The following is an 18083-nucleotide window of genomic DNA, read 5'->3' as shown; positions in this document are numbered from 1 at the left end:
CATAGCTTTTTGCTTGCTTATTTTATTTGTAGAAAGTGTCGTTTACCGCTCTAGTTATCGCAATTTTTACGTGAGCGTAAGATAGTCCACCTTGAATGTAAAGTGAATAAGGTGGTCTGATAGGACCATCTGATGATAACTCGATAGTTGATCCTTCAGTAAAACTTCCGGAAGCCATGATGACTTCATCTTCGTAGCCGTCTTGATGACTAGGAATTGGGTCAACGAAGGAGTTCATTGGTGAATAATGTTGGATGGCAGCACAAAACTTGATCATTGGATCTGGTTTCCCAAAGTTGACAGTTTGAACGATATCCGTTCTAGGAGCATCCCATTTTGGAGAAACAGTCATCCCCATTTCTTCGCACAAGGCTGCTGTAAAGACAGTTCCCTTCAATGCTTCACCAGTAGTATGTGGAGCTAAGAAGAAGCCTTGGTAAAAGTCGCGCATGTATCCCCAAGTTGCCCCTTCACCCTTTCCAGCACCAGGAACAGTTAGTCTAGAACCCGCCCCATTGATCAAGTCAGATCTTCCGACGATGTAGGCACCACTCTTGACGATACCAGCACCGGCATTTTTGTATAGTGAACCAGCCATGATATCGGCCCCGTAAAAAGTAGGTTCTTCCATTTCGGAAAATTCGCCATAACAGTTATCGACAAAAATGTTGACGTTAGGATTTATCTTTTTAACAAACTTGATCATTTCGACGATTTTTTCAACTGTGAAACTGTCTCTGACAGCATAACCACGTGATCTTTGAATGGCTACAACTTTGATCGATTTGTCTTCTGATAATGACTTTTTAGCGGCCTGATAATCAACAGAACCGTCCTCTTTTAATTCGTCAGTTCTAAACTTGATACCGTAGTCGGTCATCGTTCCTTGGTTGTTGCCGGCGATACCGATGACTTCTTGGATCGTGTCATAAGGTGTTCCCGTCAAATAATACAAAGTATCATCCGGACGCAACATGCTGAACAAGGCTGTCGAGATAGCATGGGTACCTGAGGCAAACTGTGGTCGAACTAAGGCGTCGTCAGTTTTGAAATATCCGGCGTAAATTTTTTCGATCTTATCACGGCCGATATCATCGTATCCGTATCCGGTTGAAGAAACTAGGTCTTCTTCACCAACTTGGTTTTCTCTAAACAAATCTAAGACACGTTGTTGCGTATATAAAACTTGTTCGTCGATCTCATCGATCTTAGGTTGAATCATTTTTTCAACTTTTGCTACTTTTTGACTTAATTCTTCTGGTAAATTTTCTTTCCATGACAAGGCCATGTGTAATTCCTCCTCTTATTTTAAAACTTCTGCTTGAACTGAAATGTGTCCCTCATTGTCTGTTTGCCAATATACTCCTTGGATCTCTGGTACAAATCCTGGGAAACGTTCGATGGCACCAACTAAAACTTCAAAATATTTTTGATCGATCGACTGCCACTTTTCTCCGGGAGCAACGATGAAGACTCCTGGTGGATAAGGAAGTGCTCCTTCCATCGCTGTTTGTCCGACAATATTTTTCAAGTCGACTAGTTTACTTTGATTGCGCATGAACTTAGTGTCAGCTTGTTTAGGCGTCATCTCATATGATTGCATGTCGGCTTTTTCAAAAAGCTGCTTTTGCAAGCTGAACGTTTGATTGTCAGCATAATACTGATGCATTTCTTGGCACAACTGTTTTAAAGTATACCCTTCATAACGCTTGGGGTGAACCTTAACTAATTCTGGTAAAACATCAACTAGTGGATCATCATTTAAATAATGATCTTCAAATCTTAATAACGTCTCCAACAATCGATCCATTTCTGCCTGTGAATCTCCTGGTGTCAGTAAAAATAGCAAGGAATTAAGATCATCTTTAGCCCGAATGATCTGTTGCTCCATTAAAAATTCGGCTACGACTGGACCTGGGATACCTGTTTTTTCATATTGTTGATGTTTGATGTCGATCCCTGGGGTCGTAATAGTGATCTTTAGTGGATCAAACATTGCTTGTCCCGGCGCCATTTTATTGAATCCGAGCCAATCCTCGTTATGATCGAGTGTCCAATACTTACTATTATTAGCTAAGTTATCGGTCGATATCTCGGCAAAATCCGTTGGGACTAGTGGTTTGAAGAGTTGTGATCGTTTCAGCAGCTGTTTTCTGAATTCGATCCCCATCCGCAAAGTCTTATCCCACCAATTTATATTGCCTTGTCCTGCGGTAACGTAGGCATTGACAGTCAGTGAAGCATAGATCGAATAAGAATAACTCGAGGTGACAAATTTCAGATAGGCATTATTGAAGTGCTTGTGGTCCACATAACGTTCTTGACCTTTGAGATGAGCATCTTTTTTCAAGATCTGCGAAGTTTGCGCTAAACCGGCTTGTTGTTTGTGCAACGATTGGGTCACTAAGATACCGGGATCATCCGGGCCGTATTCATATGACAACGGCGACAAATGCTGCATGATCGGTACAAATTGCTCGAATCCACCCCAAGCGCAGTCAAACAAGATGTAGTCGCAAAGTTTACCGATCCTATCGATCAACCACTTTACATCATAAAATACCCCGTCATATGTTTCTAGCTGCAAAACAGCTAGACGGAATGGACGTTTGGCTTTAGCCTTTTCAGGATCGACTTTGGCAATTTCTTGACGAATGACGTCCTCATTTAAAAAGTCGGGATCCATTTCACCGATCAGACCTAATGGATTGCGGTCAGTTGGCACGTAGACTGGTTTTGCCCCGGACATGACTAAGGCACTGTTGTACAGCGATTTGTGATTGTTACGATCGAATAAAACTAAATCTCCTTCGGTCAACAATGCACTGGCACAGATAGAATTAGCACTAGTCGTTCCGTTCGTACAAAAATACACTTTATCAGCATGATAAGTTTGGGCGGCTTTTTGCTCCGCAGTTAGCGGTGTGCCTTCATGGGTCATCGTATCTCCCAATTGGGCAACCGTATCACTAGTGTCAGCGAACATTAAATTCTTGCCAAAAAATTGGTTAAAAATAACACCTGCCGGATGCAAGTCGAAATATTGTCCATTGTGATGCCCTGGCGTAGTAAAACTGATCGGACGCTTTTGGGCAAAATCAATCAAGTCCGTTAAAAATCCAGGGACCATTTCTTGCTGATATTTTTCAATTTTTTCAGTAATCGATCGTTTTACATCGCTTACTGAGTCATTTTCAGAAATTGTGATTATGGGAATGCCAAGTCCGGAAGTCTTTTGGATGTCTCGGGCCACCGAAATATTAGCTTGGTCAGATCGGTTCAATACGATAGCAGCAAGGCTTGCTGGTGGAACCTTTTGACTGAACGGTAGCACGTCCCATTGACTAGGAACAAAATTTTTCACATCATCTGTGATAGCAATTTTCAGAAAACTCATTATTTTCTCCCATTTTCTTTGATTAATTTCAAAAATAACTTTCATTATGAACTATTATTCCCTACAATTGTGTAGTGATAATTTCACAATCAAAAAGCATTACAGTTTTGATTATATATATCTGTCGAGGTAGTACACAAGTGAAAATCAATAGTTCTTTGCTGACACTAAAACCCCCTAATTACTAATTTTACTTTAAATAGATTTTCTATATATTTCGGGGGAAAGTAAAATTGGAGACTTTAGAGCCTAAACGGCATTATTTAAGTTGGCCAGTCATTGCGCTGATCGACTTCGTTACCATTATTAGTTTTGAAAATATTTTTTATCCGTTCCAAAATCAGGGATTATCAGTTGTTATTTCTTGGATCTTCCTATTATTCGCCTACGTCATTCCTTATGAATTGATCGTTAGCCAAATGAGTTTGACCTTTGATAACCAAAGCGGAGGGCTGGCTTCTTGGGTCCGTCGCAGTAGTAACGATACATTAGGTTACTGGACTTCTTGGATGTATTGGGTACAAAGTGTGCCTTACATCGTGGACGTTTCTAACTCGGTCATCGTGTCCTTTAGTTGGATGTTTCTAGGTAACAACACTTTAGATAAAAAAATGTCGACGTTCTGGTTCGGAATGTTAACTTTTGCTATTATTCTTATTTTTATTTTATTGGAGAATGTCTTTAAAAATTCTCTAGAGATCTTATCACTGATCGGTGGTGGAGCCATGTTCGTCATGTCCGTTCTCTTCGTCTTACTAGCAGGATATGCCGTCATGAACGGTTCACCGATTGCAACACAGCCTTTTGACTGGGGAGCATTCATGCCGAAATTTAGTTTGAAATACTTCTCAACTACCGGGTTGCTGATCTTTGCCATGTCTGGTGCCGAACTAGCTGCACCTTACATCGTGCAAATGCGTGATCCAAAACACGAATTTCCTAAAGCCATGTGGCTACTAGCGTTAATGACGGCATTCTTGACCATCTTCGGGACGTTAGCTCTCGCAATGTTTTTCAACGCCAACCATATCCCGCACGACTTCAAGATGAACGGTCCATACTACGCCTTTAGTTTATTAGGCCAAAGCCTTGGTCTAGGAAAACTCTTGATGTACATTTTCGCCGTCGTACAAGCTATCTTCATGATGGCTCAACTAGCTGTCCTACTCGATGCCTCCAGTCGTGTTTTCGCTGGTGACGTAGCTGACAACTTCATGCCAAAATGGATGACGAAGAAAAACAAAAATGGTCGTCCAGTACACTCATACATGATGACTTCAGGGTTAAGCTTGTTCCTACTCTTATTGACCGGAACCTTGCCTAACATCAACACCATTTATAACTGGCTCCTAAACATCAACGGTATCATTTCACCATACAAAACTTGTTGGGTCTTCTTCGCCTTCATTTGTGTCCGTTGGCAACAAAACAAGTTCAAATCCGACTACACCTTCATCAACAGTAAAAAAGGTGCCTTACTCGTCGGTGGTTGGTGTCTAGCTTTCACCTTCGTCTGTGCAACCTTAGGGTTCATCCCTCAAGAAGCAGACTTTGGAACTAAAGCGTTCGATCATCAACTATTATTAAACGTCATCACCGTGATTGTCTTATTCGGACTTGGCTTCATCATGCCAATGATCAGACGTCACGAGAAAAAACTCGAATTAGAATAATTCGTCGAATATGACTGAATGCAAAAAGTGCGATTTAACGTAAAAATGTTAAATCGCACTTTTTTATTGGAAAATCCCAGGGTCAACAAATCCAGTATCACCAACATCAACGTGATTGATCACGTCTTGTCCCGCCAATAAACAACGAGTCTCAACACCAATATTATCGTCTTCAATCGTAATGATGTCGTAGTTGGTAGCATCATAAATCAAATGTTTATGATGGTCATCACAGTTAATGTGATAAGCACTAGAATCCGTAGTGTGGAATAAAATCTTGCTCTTAGTAAAAGTAGTCGAGAAATGAATGTGACCAGAAAAAACCGCCATGACTGGACTATGTTTGATAACATCCAATAATTCTTGACCCTCTTGCAAAATGCTGTACTGCATGTGTTGGATCGATGGACCTGCAACCGGGTGATGTAAGAAAATCACCGACTTCTTCTTAGGTTCATCTTCCAAATTGTCCCGCAACCAGGTCAATTGTTCTTGACCAAGATATCCTTGCTCGTAGTCGTAAAACTTACTGTCAAGGAAGTAGAAATTGTAGTTCTTCGTTGGTACTAAATAGTAGTATTTTGACTGAACAGGTTGAGATAAATATCCTGTATAAAAAGCAGACGTAATATCATGATTTCCTAAAATGACATTAATAGGAATATTTAATTTATCCATCTGTCTACTGATAAAGCGTGCCAACTTTCGGTAGTCATCGACACTACCCTGATGAATCAAATCTCCAGTAATTGCTATCATATCAGGTTTATCGGTCATTTTTGAAATATCCATAAAAATGCTATTAAGTTTTAAAACCGGGTCTATTTTTTGATTATTTACAGCCCGTTCCCCTTCAGGAGTTAAATGTGTATCTGTTATTTGAATTACCTTAAATTTCCCCATAATTTCCCCAATGAATTTCCTAGCAATCAATTGTGTATTGCAGTACTAATTCCCCCGTATTACCACGCAAAGAAATATGCTGTTTTTAAAGTATATAAAAGTGATGTAAATAAAATGTATATTATCAGTAAAGATTGTGTATATTTTCCAACCGACCTCTCCATCCCACATCCCCATTGGCTTAGACCTTCATACGATTTATTAATACAAGAATATTACCAATGTGTTAAAAGTGTTTTCTTTATAATATTTATGCTGTATACTGTTTCATCAGGCGCAATAAAGCGTAATTATTTAGGAGATTCAAAATACGACTACTTCTACTACCGTTTCGGTGGTCTTTTTTTTTTGAAGTAGTGATCTTGAGGAGGTAAAAAATGAAGCATAAGAAATCGATTTATATTTTAGTGTTCAGTAACTTTTTAATTTGTTTAGGTATCGGTTTGGTCATACCTGTCACCCCATTCATTAAAAATGAATTCCACTATACTACATCAGATATGGGAGTTATGACTTCACTTTTTGCCTTAGCTCAGTTCATTGCTTCACCAATCGTTGGTCGGATATCTGATCGAGTTGGTCGAAAACCGATCATCGTCTTAGGTTTGTTGATCTACGCTGTTTCTGAAGTGATCTTCGCTATGTCAACTACCTTGCCTGGTTTCAACATTTCTCGTTTGATCGGTGGTTTATCAGCAGCCATGGTAGTTCCAACTTCAATGGCTTTAGCATCAGATTTAACTACCTTGAAAGAACGGGCCAAAGTTATCGGTTGGCTGTCTGCAGCCTTCAGTGGTGGCTTGATCTTAGGACCTGGTATTGGTGGTATGCTTGCCAATATCGACTACAAGACACCTTTCTGGTTCGCAGCCGGTATCGGTATCATCAGTGTCATCTTCACACAGCTGTTCTTACACGATGCTGACAAAGAGGTACTTGAAAAAGACGCGCAAAAGCAGCTGGATAAAAAATCCGGTTCCTATCGTGATCTTTTGACTATCCCATTCATCATTTTGTTCACAATGATCTTGATCGCCTCATTCGGGCTTCAAGGATTCGAAAGTATTTACAGTATTTACGTTAACCAGATCTTCAACTTCGGATTAGGAACGATTGCCTTAGTATTAACGCTTAACGGGATTATTTCCTTGATCTTACAAGTTAGTTTATTCAACATTTTCGTTAACAAGATCGGTGAGATCAAACTGATCAGTCTGTGTTACTTACTAAGTGCTGTGTCAGTTGGTTGGATCTTGTTCGCTAGAACAAAAACGGAAGTTATCATTGCTACTTTGATCATCTTCAGTTCCTTTGACTTATTGAGACCAGCCATCACGACTTTGCTAACAAAAGCTGGACGGGCTAATCAACAAGGCTTGATCAATGGTATGAATATGTCACTAACTTCGATCGGTAACATCGTTGGACCTTTGATGTCTGGTGCATTGATGGATTGGAATCCACATTCACCATATGTCGTTGTAGCAATCATTTTAGCAATGTCTTACTTATTCACATTCATCGTAAAACGATTCCCGGTGTTACCTGCTGAAGAATAGTTTTACCTGTGATATAATATTTTTAATTTAAATCACCGCCGGGTGTTAACAAACAGAGTGCTCAAAATAATTCCATTAGGCCATAGAAGGGATTATTGGGGGTACTCTATTTTTTCGGAGAAAATCCCTTCGAAAAAATCGAGGAGGAATTGATATGAATTGGATCTACTTAGTCATTGCTGGGCTATTTGAGGTAGTTTGGGCATCGACGATGAAAATGAGCCACGGATTTTCCAAGCTTGACTGGTCTATCGCTACCGTGGTCGGAATGATCGCCAGCTTTTTCTTTTTGGCAAAAGCTACAAAAGCTTTACCACTGTCACTGGCCTATCCGATTTGGACCGGGATCGGTGCTGTCGGTTCGATCATTATGGGCGTAATGTTTTTTGGCGATAAGATCCCTGGTATAACTTGGTTCTTTATTGCATTATTATTGATCGGTATCGTTGGTATTAAAATGACTACTTAAGACATACAAAAAGGACAAAACCGAATCTGTCGGTTTTGTCCTTTTTCATTACCCAGAAATTAATTTTTAAACTAATCCTTGAGCTAGCATAGCCTTGGCAACCTTTTCAAAGCCAGCGATATTAGCACCAGCTTGATAGTCTTGTCCGAGGTCGTATTCTTCATCAGCAGCTGCTGACTTCTTGTAAATATTTTCCATGATTTCTTTCAATTGTTGATCAACGTCATCGAAAGTCCATGATAGACGTTCACTGTTTTGGCTCATTTCAAGAGCAGAAACAGCTACACCACCAGCGTTGGCAGCCTTAGCTGGTCCATAGATGATGCCATTTTCTTTATAAACGGCAATAGCTTCAGTCGTACTTGGCATGTTTGCACCTTCGGCCAAATACTTAGCTCCATCTTTAGCAATCAATTTTGCTTGCTTTTCATCGATTTCGTTTTGGGTTGCACATGGCAAAGCAATATCGTAATCGATATCAAGGTCCCAAACGGAACCTTCTGAATAAGTAGCGGTTTTGACCTTGTCGGCGTATTCCTTGATACGTCCACGTTCGACTTCCTTGATCTCTTTAACTACATCAACGTCGATACCATTCTCATCATAAATGTAGCCATTTGAATCAGATACAGTTACGACTTTAGCGCCATTTTCTTGGGCTTTTTGAATAGCATAAATAGCAACGTTACCAGCACCAGAGATCTTGATCTTCTTGCCTTTGAGTTGATCGTTTTGACCCTTGATCAAAGCGTCCAAGTAATAGATCAATCCAAAACCAGTAGCTTCAGTTCTAGCAAGAGAGCCACCGTATTCCAAACCTTTACCAGTCAAAATACCATTTTGTGACCCGTTCAAGCGCTTGTATTGGCCATACAAGTAGCCGATCTCACGACCACCAACACCAATATCACCAGCTGGAACATCCAAATCTGGTCCAATGTGTTTTTGCAATTCTGTCATGAAACTTTGACAAAAGCGCATGACTTCTGAATCTGACTTCCCTTTAGGATTAAAATCAGATCCACCTTTACCACCACCGATAGGTAGTCCGGTTAAACTATTTTTCAAAATTTGTTCAAAGCCGAGGAACTTAACAATACTTAAATTAACACTAGGGTGAAGTCTTAAACCACCCTTGTAAGGTCCGATTGCCGAGTTAAATTGAACACGGAAACCACGGTTAACATGGAAGTTTCCTTCATCATCTTGCCATGGAACTCGGAATTGAATTGCACGTTCTGGTTCAACTAAAGAACCGAGAATATTGGCTTTAATATATTCAGGATGCTTTTTTAAAACAGGTTTCAAACTGTCTAAAACAGTAAATGCAGCCTCTTGAAATTCAGGTTGATTAGGATCTCGTTGCTTGATTGTTTCTTTCAGATCTTTAATATAAGCTTCAACGTCTGCCATAAAAATACCTACCTTTTAATTAAAATAATTCATCCATATATTTAACTATAACCAATTAAATAAGTAGATGCTATTATTATAGCACTTTATTAGAAATTGTAACTTTATATTAGAATAAAATTAATTTTAAAAATAAGTTGGCACCGTGTCACTTTGTGTTTAATATACTGGGTAGTGACACAGTGTCACCAAGGAGGAAACTATGACATCGTTAACCTTTAAAAATCTAGACAATAATAAAAAACAATTGATCGAACAAGTTTTACTCGAAGAATTTTCCCACTACACATTACCAACCGCAAAAGTATCGCGGATCGTTAAGGCTGCAAGCATCGCCCGAGGTGCTTTTTACAAATACTTTGATGACATCAATGATGCTTATTTATACACATACGGTCTCGCCATCCAAAACATCCACGCGGATTTCCAAGCTCCTGGTGAACAAACTAATGCTGACTACTTGAATGAAGTCACAAATTTTGTCGACAAAATTAATAACAGCAAATATTATGATTTGATGAAATTACATATCACCACTAATGAAGCTTTTTTAGCATCGCAGTCTGAGGAACCTTCGCAAAAATTCGATCTACTACCTTGGACGACCGGACTTGGTTGACCACCACTCTATCTCACGAAATTATCAAACAAATTTTATTAGATCCAGCACACAAAGATTTTTGGTTAACTCGCTTCTCCAACATATTAAAAGAATTAGGTGATAAATAATGTTTCTAGCAATCAAAGAGATCAAACATGAAAAACTACGTTACGGCTTGATCATCGGTATGATCGTCTTGATCAGTTATTTGATCTTCGTCCTAACGAGTCTAGCACTAGGCCTCGCTAATTCGAATACCGATGCCATCAAATCTTGGAACGCGCAAAGTATCGTTTTAAACAAAGATTCAAATATCAGCTTAGGCCAATCGATCATCACTGAGGACCAAGCGAAAAACATCAAGTTAAGTAGTAAAGATGCCTACATCGGTCAATCTTCCGTAGTTGCCAAGTCTAAAGGCGTCGACCAAATCTCGGCCACTTACTTAGGAATCGATAAAGATCAATATTTATACAAAGACCTAAAATTGACATCTGGTCATAAAGCAACAAAAGCACATGAAGTAGTCGCCGATGAAAAATTCGAACAAAGTGGCTATAAATTAGGCGACAAGATCAAGCTTAATTCTCTTAAGGATAAATATACGATCGTCGGTTTCACTAAAAATGCCAAGATCAACGTGGCTCCTATCCTTTACGGTCGCATCAGTGACTGGCAAGAGATCAAAGGAATGGGTACGACTTTAGCAGCTAGTGCCGTCGTTTCGCAAAATCAAAAAACTGATTTTTCCGACGCTAACTTGAAAAACTATCCGATCCAGAAATTCATCGATAAACTTCCTGGATACTCCGCTCAAAATTCAACATTTACCTTTATGATAGCCTTTTTAATGATAATTTCATTGATCGTCATTGCCGTATTTTTATACATCTTAACGATCCAAAAGATCCCTAACTACGCTGTTTTAAGAGCTCAAGGAATCCCAGCCAAAGTCTTGATCAAAACGACTATCGCTCAATCCGTCATCCTAGTCATCAGTGGCCTAGTAATTGGAACTATCTTGACCATCCTAACCGCGATTGGTATCCCAACCTCAGTGCCAATGAGTTTCAATATCCCACTACTCTCACTAGTAGCAATCGGACTAGTCTTGACAAGTATCTTAGGATCGCTAGTCCCAATCAGAACCATTCTCAAAGTCGATCCCGTCGAAGTAATTGGAGGATAACATGACAACCATTAAATTAACTAACATCAACAAAACCTTCGGAAAAGGCTTAAGCAAAGTCCACGTCTTACACGACATCAATTTTGAAGCCAACAAAGGCGAATTGATCCTAGTCCTAGGACCATCAGGATCAGGAAAAAGCACCTTCCTAACCATAACCGGAGGCCTACAAACACCAACATCAGGAACCGTCGAACTAAACGGCAAGTCTCTAACCAGCGCCTCAAAAAAAGACCTGGAAAAATTAAGACTAGACAAAATAGGCTTCGTCCTACAATCATACAACCTCCTACCATACTTAAACGTCAGAGAACAATTTCAACTAGTAGATCGAGTAAAAAAACAAGGTAACCTAGACAAAAAACGCTTCGACGACTTAATAATGACCCTAGGAATAGAAGACCTACTACACAAATACCCCTCAGAACTATCAGGAGGCCAAAACCAAAGAGTAGCAATAGCCAGAGCCCTCTACACCGACCCAGAAATAATCCTAGCAGACGAACCAACAGCAGCCCTAGACTCCGACAGAGTAGCCGAAGTAGGAAAAATGCTACAAGAACTAGCCAAAGAAAAAAACAAAGCCATAGTAGTAGTAACCCACGACCTAAGACTACAAAACTACGCCGACCGAATCTACCATATAATAGATGGAAAAATGACCGAAGACAAAGCAACAACAGAAACAAAGGAAGCAACAGAACAAAAATAAAAAGAAAAAACATGGATCCCCGAAAAAAGGATCCATGTTTTTGTTTGGTTTTGAACTTAGAACCTAGGACCTAGAACTTAAAACTCAAAAATCATATTTTTAAACGAATTTCACCTCAACAAAAATATACAAGATAAGACGAGAAACAAAACTCCTAGGAACGAAAAGAGGTAAACCCAACCAAATAATTCAAAACAGTTTTGAGAAACAAAACTAAGTACCGTACCCCACAAACAAGGAAGTTTTCACCTACCCTAGGTTCTGCGGAGGGTGGAGGGAATTCGCCGTCAGCCGCGAAATTTTCGTTTGCACGGCAAAGGCCGTGCTTACGAAAAGACCCAGCTTTGAGATGTCCAAGGCGGTTTCCCTTGGATAGCTCAAAGTGGGTCCGCAGCGTTCCACGGCGCAATTCCCGGAACCCTCCGCAGAACCGGCAGTGAACCGCAAACAAAAAAAGCATCCACCGAAAAAAGGCGAATGCAAAAACAAAAAAAGCAAAAATCTAAATCTTACCAACCAAATCTGTAGATGGCTTAATCGTCTTCTCCCCAGGATGCCAGTTAGCAGGACAAACATTATCACCATTTTCCGCAACAAACTGAGCAGCTTGAAGAGTTCTCAAAATCTCATCAGCATTACGGCCAATACCCATAGCATTGATCGTATATGACTTAATAATACCTTCAGGATTAATAATAAATACACCACGGTATGCTTGACCACTTTCGTCATCTAACAAATCAAAGAAGTTTGAAAGTTGATGTGTTTGGTCTGAAAGCATTGGGTATTGGATCTTCTTAATAGTATCAGTAGCATCGGCCCAAGCCTTGTGTGAAAATTCGCTATCAACTGATACAGAATAAACTTCGGCGTTGTTCTTCTTAAAGTCTTCGTAATCATCTTGCAATTCACTCAACTCTGTTGGGCAAACGAATGAAAAGTCGGCAGGATAGAAGAAAATAATTGACCATTTACCAAGTAGATCTTTCTTAGTATAGTCCTTGATCTCACCGTTTTGATAACCTTTGACATTAAAATCAGGAATTTCTTTATTAATAAACATTAAATAAGCTCCTTTCAGGTTTATATATCTAATGATAAGCTAATTTTGTGAAATTTCAATAGTTATGAACAATTATTACATAAGAATGATTACAACATAGCAAAAATATCAGATTAAAAAAGCCGATTTTACGGCAATTGACTTTTTTTATTCATTTAGAACCATTTTTACATGTGGCGTTTTATTAAATATGATCACATCACCAACTTTGGTGAATCCAAATTTTTTATAAAAATCTTGGGCCTCATTTTCAGCGTGGATCTCAATGGCTTGATTAGGATACCAGTCCTCGACCGTCTGCAAAATTTTGCGCATCAATTGACTGCCTAGATCCATTCCTCGATATTCCGGATCAACCACGACCCGCCCAAAAGAAACGTGGTGCCCTTCTTGAAAAATTCTTGCATAGCTAACTAACTGATCATCTTGATAATTTAATAGATGGATGACATTTAAGTCGGTATCGTCTAATTCGTTATAGAGTCGATTTTGTTCAATAACGAAGACCTTTTGGCGTAATTGATACATGTCGTAGATCTGTCTCGGAGTTAAGTCGTTGAACCTAGCGATTTTCCACATATTATCCTGTCCCTTCTAATTGACCTTTGATGATATTTTCTAATGTAAATTTTATTATAATTATTTTGATGATAATATCCACAATTCAATATAAATTCTTAAGTAAATTGGCGTGGTTTTTTAAAAATCATTGTTGATTTATCGGTCGTTAGACCAATCACTATCACAATGTTAAACTCAAACTATATTTAAATTGATCATCAAAAATGGTTAACTTAATATAGAAAATCAACTGGGGAGAATATTATGAAAAAATCATTCAGCTTGTCACTACTAATCGCCGCCATCGCCACGATCGGCTTTTCGACAAACACTGCTTACGCGGCACCAAAGGCTAAAAATCTCGTTTCCATTCAAAAAGAGATCAAAAAAGCTTCACCCAAAAATCCGATAATTTTTTCACATCGAGGAAACCCGGCAACTCAACCAGAACACAGTTTTGCGGGCTACGACCAAGCCATCAAAGACGGTAGCCACTTCATCGAACAAGATGTCTGGTTAAGTAAAGACAACAAACTATAAGTCACGCATGACGACAACCTCAAACGAACCACGGGCAAAAATATCAACGTCTCAAAATCAACGTCAAAGCAATTGTCCAAAGTAAAATTACGCAACGGAGAAAAACTCCACCAACTAAAAGACGTCTTCAAACACTACAAGAAAAATGTCCACTACATCATCGAAGCCAAGAAAAACTCCGGTGACAACACTGACACCGAAAAAGCCTTAGCAACACAACTAGACAAATCAAAAATGAACAAAAACGTAATAATCCAAGACACAGACATCAGCGGAATAGAACTACTACACAGCTTCAAACCACAAAAAAACGTCCCATACTTATGGCTAATGGAAGCAAGCGGCGAACCAGAATACCTAGAAAAAATAAAAGTAGCCCCAAGCTACATAACATTCCTATCCCTAGACGCCGAACAAGCAACACCAAAAATAATAAAAGCCATCCACAACAAAAACATGCTATCAGACCTATGGACGATCCAAACATACAACGACAACTACAACGCAATAAAATACAACAAAGCAGACAGCCTGTTCACCAACAATACAAAAGAAACTAAACATCTGATAAATAAGTGGAAATAAAAAAAATCTCCTAGTTTGAAAACTAGGAGGTTTTTTGGTATCCGAAATATTCTTTTAAAGGTTTGGACTTTGGGCTTTGACTTTGGGCTTTGACTTTAGGGTTTGAATTTGTGCCAAAGAAAAAATGGAACAGATAAATCTCGGATAGAAATCGTAAGAATCAAACAAAAATAAGCACGAAAACCCCAACGCAGCAATATAGTACAAAAAGAATAAGTACCGTACACCCCACAAACAAACTATCCTTGCGAAAACCTAGGTTCTGCGGGGGATGGAGGAAATTCGCTGTCAGGTGTGAAGTTTCACTTGGCAATTTATTGCCTAGTGAAAGGCCGAGTTTTGAGATGTCCGGGTGGTTTCCCCGGATAGCTCAAAATCGTGCCCACACCGTTCCACAGCGAAATTTCCGGAATCCCCCGCAGAACCGGCAGTGAACCTCCAAAACAAAAATAAAAGGCCTATCCAGAGGAAGGATAGACCAAAAAAGAAGGAAAAATTTAAATTGAAGGGATTTAAATTTTGTGTTTTAGCTTTTATATGACTCTAACAAATAATGGTTATTTTTCAACGTTTTTGCCTGAATACTCATCAAGCAAAATCTGTTTCAATTCTGAGATCATTGGTTCCTTAGGATTTGCAAACGAGAATTGGTCTGCAAAAGCATTTTCAGCTAACTCGTCGACTTTATCTTCGAATTGCTTCTTGTCGATATCTAAGGATCTCAAACTTAAAGTAATACCGACTGAATGTGCAAGATCCACGATCTTGTTGATCAAAGCTTCTTTCAAGCTTTCATTATCAGCACCGGTTAGACCAACATACTTGGCAAGAGTAGCGTAGTCTTCATCGGCTCTGAAATATTCATATTTTGGCCACATAGCAACTTTGGTTGGTTGCTCAAAATTGTATCTAATTACTTGAGGAAGTGAAATAATAACGCCTAGTCCATGGGAGATCCCAAATTCGTTGTATAAAACATCGGCTAATGAGTGCCCTACTCCAGCGAAGGCATTAGCAAACGACATGCCTGCTAGAGCTGAAGCGTTGTGAAGCTCTGATTGTGCGTCGACGTCTCCATCATAAGCTTTCTTCAAGTTGTCGATGACTAGTTTGAAAGCTTGCATAGCATAGGGACGGGTATAGTCAGATGCCATGTTGGAAACGAATGATTCGACAGCATTGTTCAAGACTTCCAATCCACCGATAGCAATGATCTTCTGAGGCATTGATTCCACAAATTGAGAATCAATGATGGCCACGTCAGGGGTCAATGCGTAATCAGCGATCGGATACTTCACATCTGTCCGATTATCGGTAATGTTAGAAAATGGAGTAACTTCCGAGCCAGTTCCAAAAGTAGTTGGAATAGCTACAAATTGGGCTTTTTCTGGCTTAGGGAATTTGTAAGTCCGTTTTCTAATATCGATAAAGCCTTGTTCAGCTCCGAAGAGATCAACATCGGGGTGTTCGTAAAAGAGCCACATGTCCTTAGCGGCATTCATTGTTGAGCCACCACCGAGTGCAATGATCGTATCAGGTTTAAAAATGTTCATCTGTGTAACACCACGTCCGACCATATCAGTCGAAGTGACGTATTCTACATCTGAGAACAAAGTATATTCAACCGGATGCTTGCGACGTTTCAGTTCATCGACGACTGTATTAACGTAACCTAGTTGGACCATGGTTGGATCACAGACAATCATCGCCCGATTGATACCTTCCATGTCCTCAAGATAACGGACAGAAGTTTTTTCGAAATAAACTTTAGGTTGCTTGATCCATTGCATATTGTTTCTCCGTCTAGCGATTGTTTTGATGTTCAACAAGTCAAATGATGAAACATTATGAGAAATAGAGTTTTTACCCCAAGAACCGGTACCTAATGTTAATGAAGGGATCATTTCGTTATAAAGGTTTCCGATACCACCAATTGCTGAAGGAGTATTAACTAAAACTCTACTTGCTAACATCTTGACTCCATATTCAGTTGCTAGCTTCTCATCCATTGTGTGGATTGAGGCCGTATGACCAAGGCCTCCATGATGTAACAGCGCATCTGCTTTTTTGAAGGCGTCTGCATGATCTTTTGACTTGTAGATTGAAATAACTGGAGAAAGTTTTTCGCTAGACAATGGTTCATCGTTACCGATCTTCGTCAATTCAACTGCTAAAACTCGGGTATCAGCAGGAACTTTGATCCCTGCTAATTTAGCGATTTTTAGAGCTGAAGCTCCGGCAATCGGTCCTTTGACACCACCTTCAGGACGGAACATTGTGTCAGCTAATGCTTTATAGTCGGCTTTCTTTAAAAAGTAGACATGCATTTTTTCCATTTCATTTTTGACATCGGAATAAATCTCCTTGTCAACGATGGCACTGTTCTCAGACGCACAAACCATTCCATTATCGAATGTCTTGGATAGAACAATGTCATTAACTGCTCGGCGAATGTTAGCTGTCTTTTCAATATAAGCTGGTCCATTACCAGGTCCAACACCCAAGGCTGGTTTACCAGTAGAATATGCTGCTTTAACCATTCCAGGTCCACCAGTGGCTAGAACACTGGCTACCCCTTCGTGATTGATCAAGTAAGAAGTAGCATCGATACTTGGTTTTTCGATCCATTGGATGATGCCCTCGGGTGCTCCAGCGTCAATTGCGGCTTGATACATGATCTTGCCGGCTGCGACGGAACATTTTTGAGCTTGAGGATGGAAACCGAAGATGATCGGATTACGAGTTTTAACGGCGATCAATGACTTGAACATAGTAGTTGAAGTAGGATTAGTTACTGGTGTGACTCCGGCCAAAACTCCTAGTGGTTCGGCTACTTTGATCAAACGGTGTTCCTTATCGTCTTCGATAATTCCCACGGTCTTGTCACGTTTGATCGAATGCCAAATCTCTTCAGTGGCATACATGTTCTTGATCACTTTATCCTCAGTGATCCCACGACCAGTTTCTTCATGAGCTAGCTTAGCCAGTTTCAAGCTAGAATTGAGACCGGCAATTGCCATTTGGTGCACAATGTGGTCAACTTGCTCCTGAGTGAAACTATCCATGATCTCCAAAGCCTTGTGAGCCTTAGAGACCATTTGATCTATGGTCTTTGAAACATCGTCTTCTTCGCTGACATTTTTTGCGTCTTTTAACATCTGAAATCCTCCAAACAGAATAGATTGTTAAACTATTCACGTTATTTATTTCACTAACTATAATATCACCGTTTATTTTTAATGCAAGTATTTTCATTCGACTTTTGAAAAAATATACAAATGTATACACTTACATATATAAAATATGAATCTCCACTCCCTTAAAATGCCGTTATAGTCAATAGGCATAAAGTTTTGACTAGTCATCAATTATTTTGTATCTTCGAAAAATATTTAGGATGCTTTCAGTAGAAAAACGC

At 39.5% G+C, this 18083-nt stretch carries 13 protein-coding genes and 1 pseudogene; 7 read left to right on the top strand and 7 right to left on the bottom strand.

What is annotated here, in order from left to right; translation table 11 throughout:
* Positions 1 to 22: 22 nt before the first annotated feature.
* Both EKM69_RS01575 and EKM69_RS01570 read right to left on the bottom strand, forming a co-directional pair.
* A complete protein-coding gene (locus EKM69_RS01575) occupies positions 23 to 1288 on the bottom strand; it encodes a methionine gamma-lyase family protein (RefSeq protein ID WP_125707434.1) in 1266 nt (421 codons plus the stop codon).
* A gap of 15 nt (positions 1289 to 1303) precedes the next feature.
* The gene (locus EKM69_RS01570) at positions 1304 to 3397 is read right to left on the bottom strand and encodes a putative ornithine decarboxylase (RefSeq protein ID WP_125707432.1); all 2094 of its coding nucleotides are present in this window, start codon (positions 3395 to 3397) and stop codon (positions 1304 to 1306) included.
* Between the two features lie 233 nt (positions 3398 to 3630).
* On the opposite strand from EKM69_RS01570, the gene EKM69_RS01565 reads away from it, so the two are divergent.
* Positions 3631 to 5070, top strand: coding sequence for an APC family permease (locus EKM69_RS01565; RefSeq protein WP_125707430.1), 1440 nt, complete (start codon positions 3631 to 3633; stop codon positions 5068 to 5070).
* Positions 5071 to 5133: 63 nt separating this feature from the next.
* Here EKM69_RS01565 and EKM69_RS01560 read toward each other — a convergent pair whose 3' ends face one another.
* Entirely contained in the window at positions 5134 to 5973 is an 840-nt protein-coding gene (locus tag EKM69_RS01560; protein ID WP_125707428.1) for a metallophosphoesterase family protein, read from the bottom strand.
* Positions 5974 to 6350: 377 nt separating this feature from the next.
* Here EKM69_RS01560 and EKM69_RS01555 point away from each other — a divergent pair, with 377 nt between their 5' ends.
* Together EKM69_RS01555 and EKM69_RS01550 are read left to right on the top strand one after the other, a co-directional pair.
* Positions 6351 to 7532, top strand: coding sequence for an MFS transporter (locus EKM69_RS01555; RefSeq protein ID WP_125707427.1), 1182 nt, complete (start codon positions 6351 to 6353; stop codon positions 7530 to 7532).
* A 154-nt stretch (positions 7533 to 7686) separates the two neighbouring features.
* Complete coding sequence (locus EKM69_RS01550) at positions 7687 to 8001, top strand: DMT family transporter (protein WP_125707425.1); 315 nt, start codon at positions 7687 to 7689, stop codon at positions 7999 to 8001.
* A gap of 66 nt (positions 8002 to 8067) precedes the next feature.
* Here the strand turns inward: EKM69_RS01550 and gdhA are convergent, their stop codons facing one another.
* Positions 8068 to 9414 (bottom strand): NADP-specific glutamate dehydrogenase, encoded by a 1347-nt coding sequence (gene gdhA / locus EKM69_RS01545; protein WP_125707423.1) that lies wholly within the window; start codon positions 9412 to 9414, stop codon positions 8068 to 8070.
* Between the two features lie 202 nt (positions 9415 to 9616).
* On the opposite strand from gdhA, the gene EKM69_RS01540 reads away from it, so the two are divergent.
* The 3 genes from EKM69_RS01540 to EKM69_RS01530 all read left to right on the top strand — a co-directional run bounded on the left by EKM69_RS01540 (position 9617) and on the right by EKM69_RS01530 (position 11916).
* Positions 9617 to 10033, top strand: a complete 417-nt coding sequence (locus EKM69_RS01540) for a TetR/AcrR family transcriptional regulator (protein WP_125707421.1) — start codon at positions 9617 to 9619, stop codon at positions 10031 to 10033.
* Between the two features lie 109 nt (positions 10034 to 10142).
* The gene (locus EKM69_RS01535) at positions 10143 to 11204 is read left to right on the top strand and encodes an ABC transporter permease (RefSeq protein WP_125707419.1); all 1062 of its coding nucleotides are present in this window, start codon (positions 10143 to 10145) and stop codon (positions 11202 to 11204) included.
* 1 nt (position 11205) lies between these two features.
* The gene (locus EKM69_RS01530; protein ID WP_125707417.1) at positions 11206 to 11916 is read left to right on the top strand and encodes an ABC transporter ATP-binding protein; all 711 of its coding nucleotides are present in this window, start codon (positions 11206 to 11208) and stop codon (positions 11914 to 11916) included.
* Positions 11917 to 12418: 502 nt separating this feature from the next.
* Here EKM69_RS01530 and EKM69_RS01525 read toward each other — a convergent pair.
* Together EKM69_RS01525 and EKM69_RS01520 are read right to left on the bottom strand one after the other, a co-directional pair.
* A complete protein-coding gene (locus EKM69_RS01525; RefSeq protein WP_125707415.1) occupies positions 12419 to 12979 on the bottom strand; it encodes a peroxiredoxin in 561 nt (186 codons plus the stop codon).
* Positions 12980 to 13126: 147 nt separating this feature from the next.
* Positions 13127 to 13558, bottom strand: a complete 432-nt coding sequence (locus tag EKM69_RS01520) for a GNAT family N-acetyltransferase (protein WP_125707413.1) — start codon at positions 13556 to 13558, stop codon at positions 13127 to 13129.
* A gap of 246 nt (positions 13559 to 13804) precedes the next feature.
* Between EKM69_RS01520 and EKM69_RS01515 the strand changes: the two are divergent.
* Positions 13805 to 14665: pseudogene (locus EKM69_RS01515) on the top strand (glycerophosphodiester phosphodiesterase).
* A gap of 557 nt (positions 14666 to 15222) precedes the next feature.
* Here the strand turns inward: EKM69_RS01515 and adhE are convergent.
* The gene (gene adhE, locus EKM69_RS01510) at positions 15223 to 17823 is read right to left on the bottom strand and encodes a bifunctional acetaldehyde-CoA/alcohol dehydrogenase (RefSeq protein ID WP_125707411.1); all 2601 of its coding nucleotides are present in this window, start codon (positions 17821 to 17823) and stop codon (positions 15223 to 15225) included.
* Positions 17824 to 18083 lie beyond the last annotated feature (260 nt).

The organism is Companilactobacillus zhongbaensis (assembly GCF_003946515.1).
Classification (GTDB): Bacteria; Bacillota; Bacilli; order Lactobacillales; family Lactobacillaceae; genus Companilactobacillus; species Companilactobacillus zhongbaensis.
Note: the sequence above shows the minus strand (reverse complement) of the source record. Positions and strands in the feature narration are given on the sequence as shown.

Bases quoted from the DNA above. Each gene is read 5' to 3' on its own strand.
- EKM69_RS01575 (WP_125707434.1), bottom strand. From the start codon at position 1,288: ATGGCCTTGTCATGGAAAGAAAATTTACCAGAAGAATTAAGTCAAAAA.
- EKM69_RS01570 (WP_125707432.1), bottom strand. From the start codon at position 3,397: ATGAGTTTTCTGAAAATTGCTATCACAGATGATGTGAAAAATTTTGTT.
- EKM69_RS01560 (WP_125707428.1), bottom strand. From the start codon at position 5,973: ATGGGGAAATTTAAGGTAATTCAAATAACAGATACACATTTAACTCCT.
- EKM69_RS01555 (WP_125707427.1), top strand. From the start codon at position 6,351: ATGAAGCATAAGAAATCGATTTATATTTTAGTGTTCAGTAACTTTTTA.
- EKM69_RS01550 (WP_125707425.1), top strand. From the start codon at position 7,687: ATGAATTGGATCTACTTAGTCATTGCTGGGCTATTTGAGGTAGTTTGG.
- gdhA (WP_125707423.1), bottom strand. From the start codon at position 9,414: ATGGCAGACGTTGAAGCTTATATTAAAGATCTGAAAGAAACAATCAAG.
- EKM69_RS01540 (WP_125707421.1), top strand. From the start codon at position 9,617: ATGACATCGTTAACCTTTAAAAATCTAGACAATAATAAAAAACAATTG.
- EKM69_RS01535 (WP_125707419.1), top strand. From the start codon at position 10,143: ATGTTTCTAGCAATCAAAGAGATCAAACATGAAAAACTACGTTACGGC.
- EKM69_RS01530 (WP_125707417.1), top strand. From the start codon at position 11,206: ATGACAACCATTAAATTAACTAACATCAACAAAACCTTCGGAAAAGGC.
- EKM69_RS01525 (WP_125707415.1), bottom strand. From the start codon at position 12,979: ATGTTTATTAATAAAGAAATTCCTGATTTTAATGTCAAAGGTTATCAA.
- EKM69_RS01520 (WP_125707413.1), bottom strand. From the start codon at position 13,558: ATGTGGAAAATCGCTAGGTTCAACGACTTAACTCCGAGACAGATCTAC.
- adhE (WP_125707411.1), bottom strand. From the start codon at position 17,823: ATGTTAAAAGACGCAAAAAATGTCAGCGAAGAAGACGATGTTTCAAAG.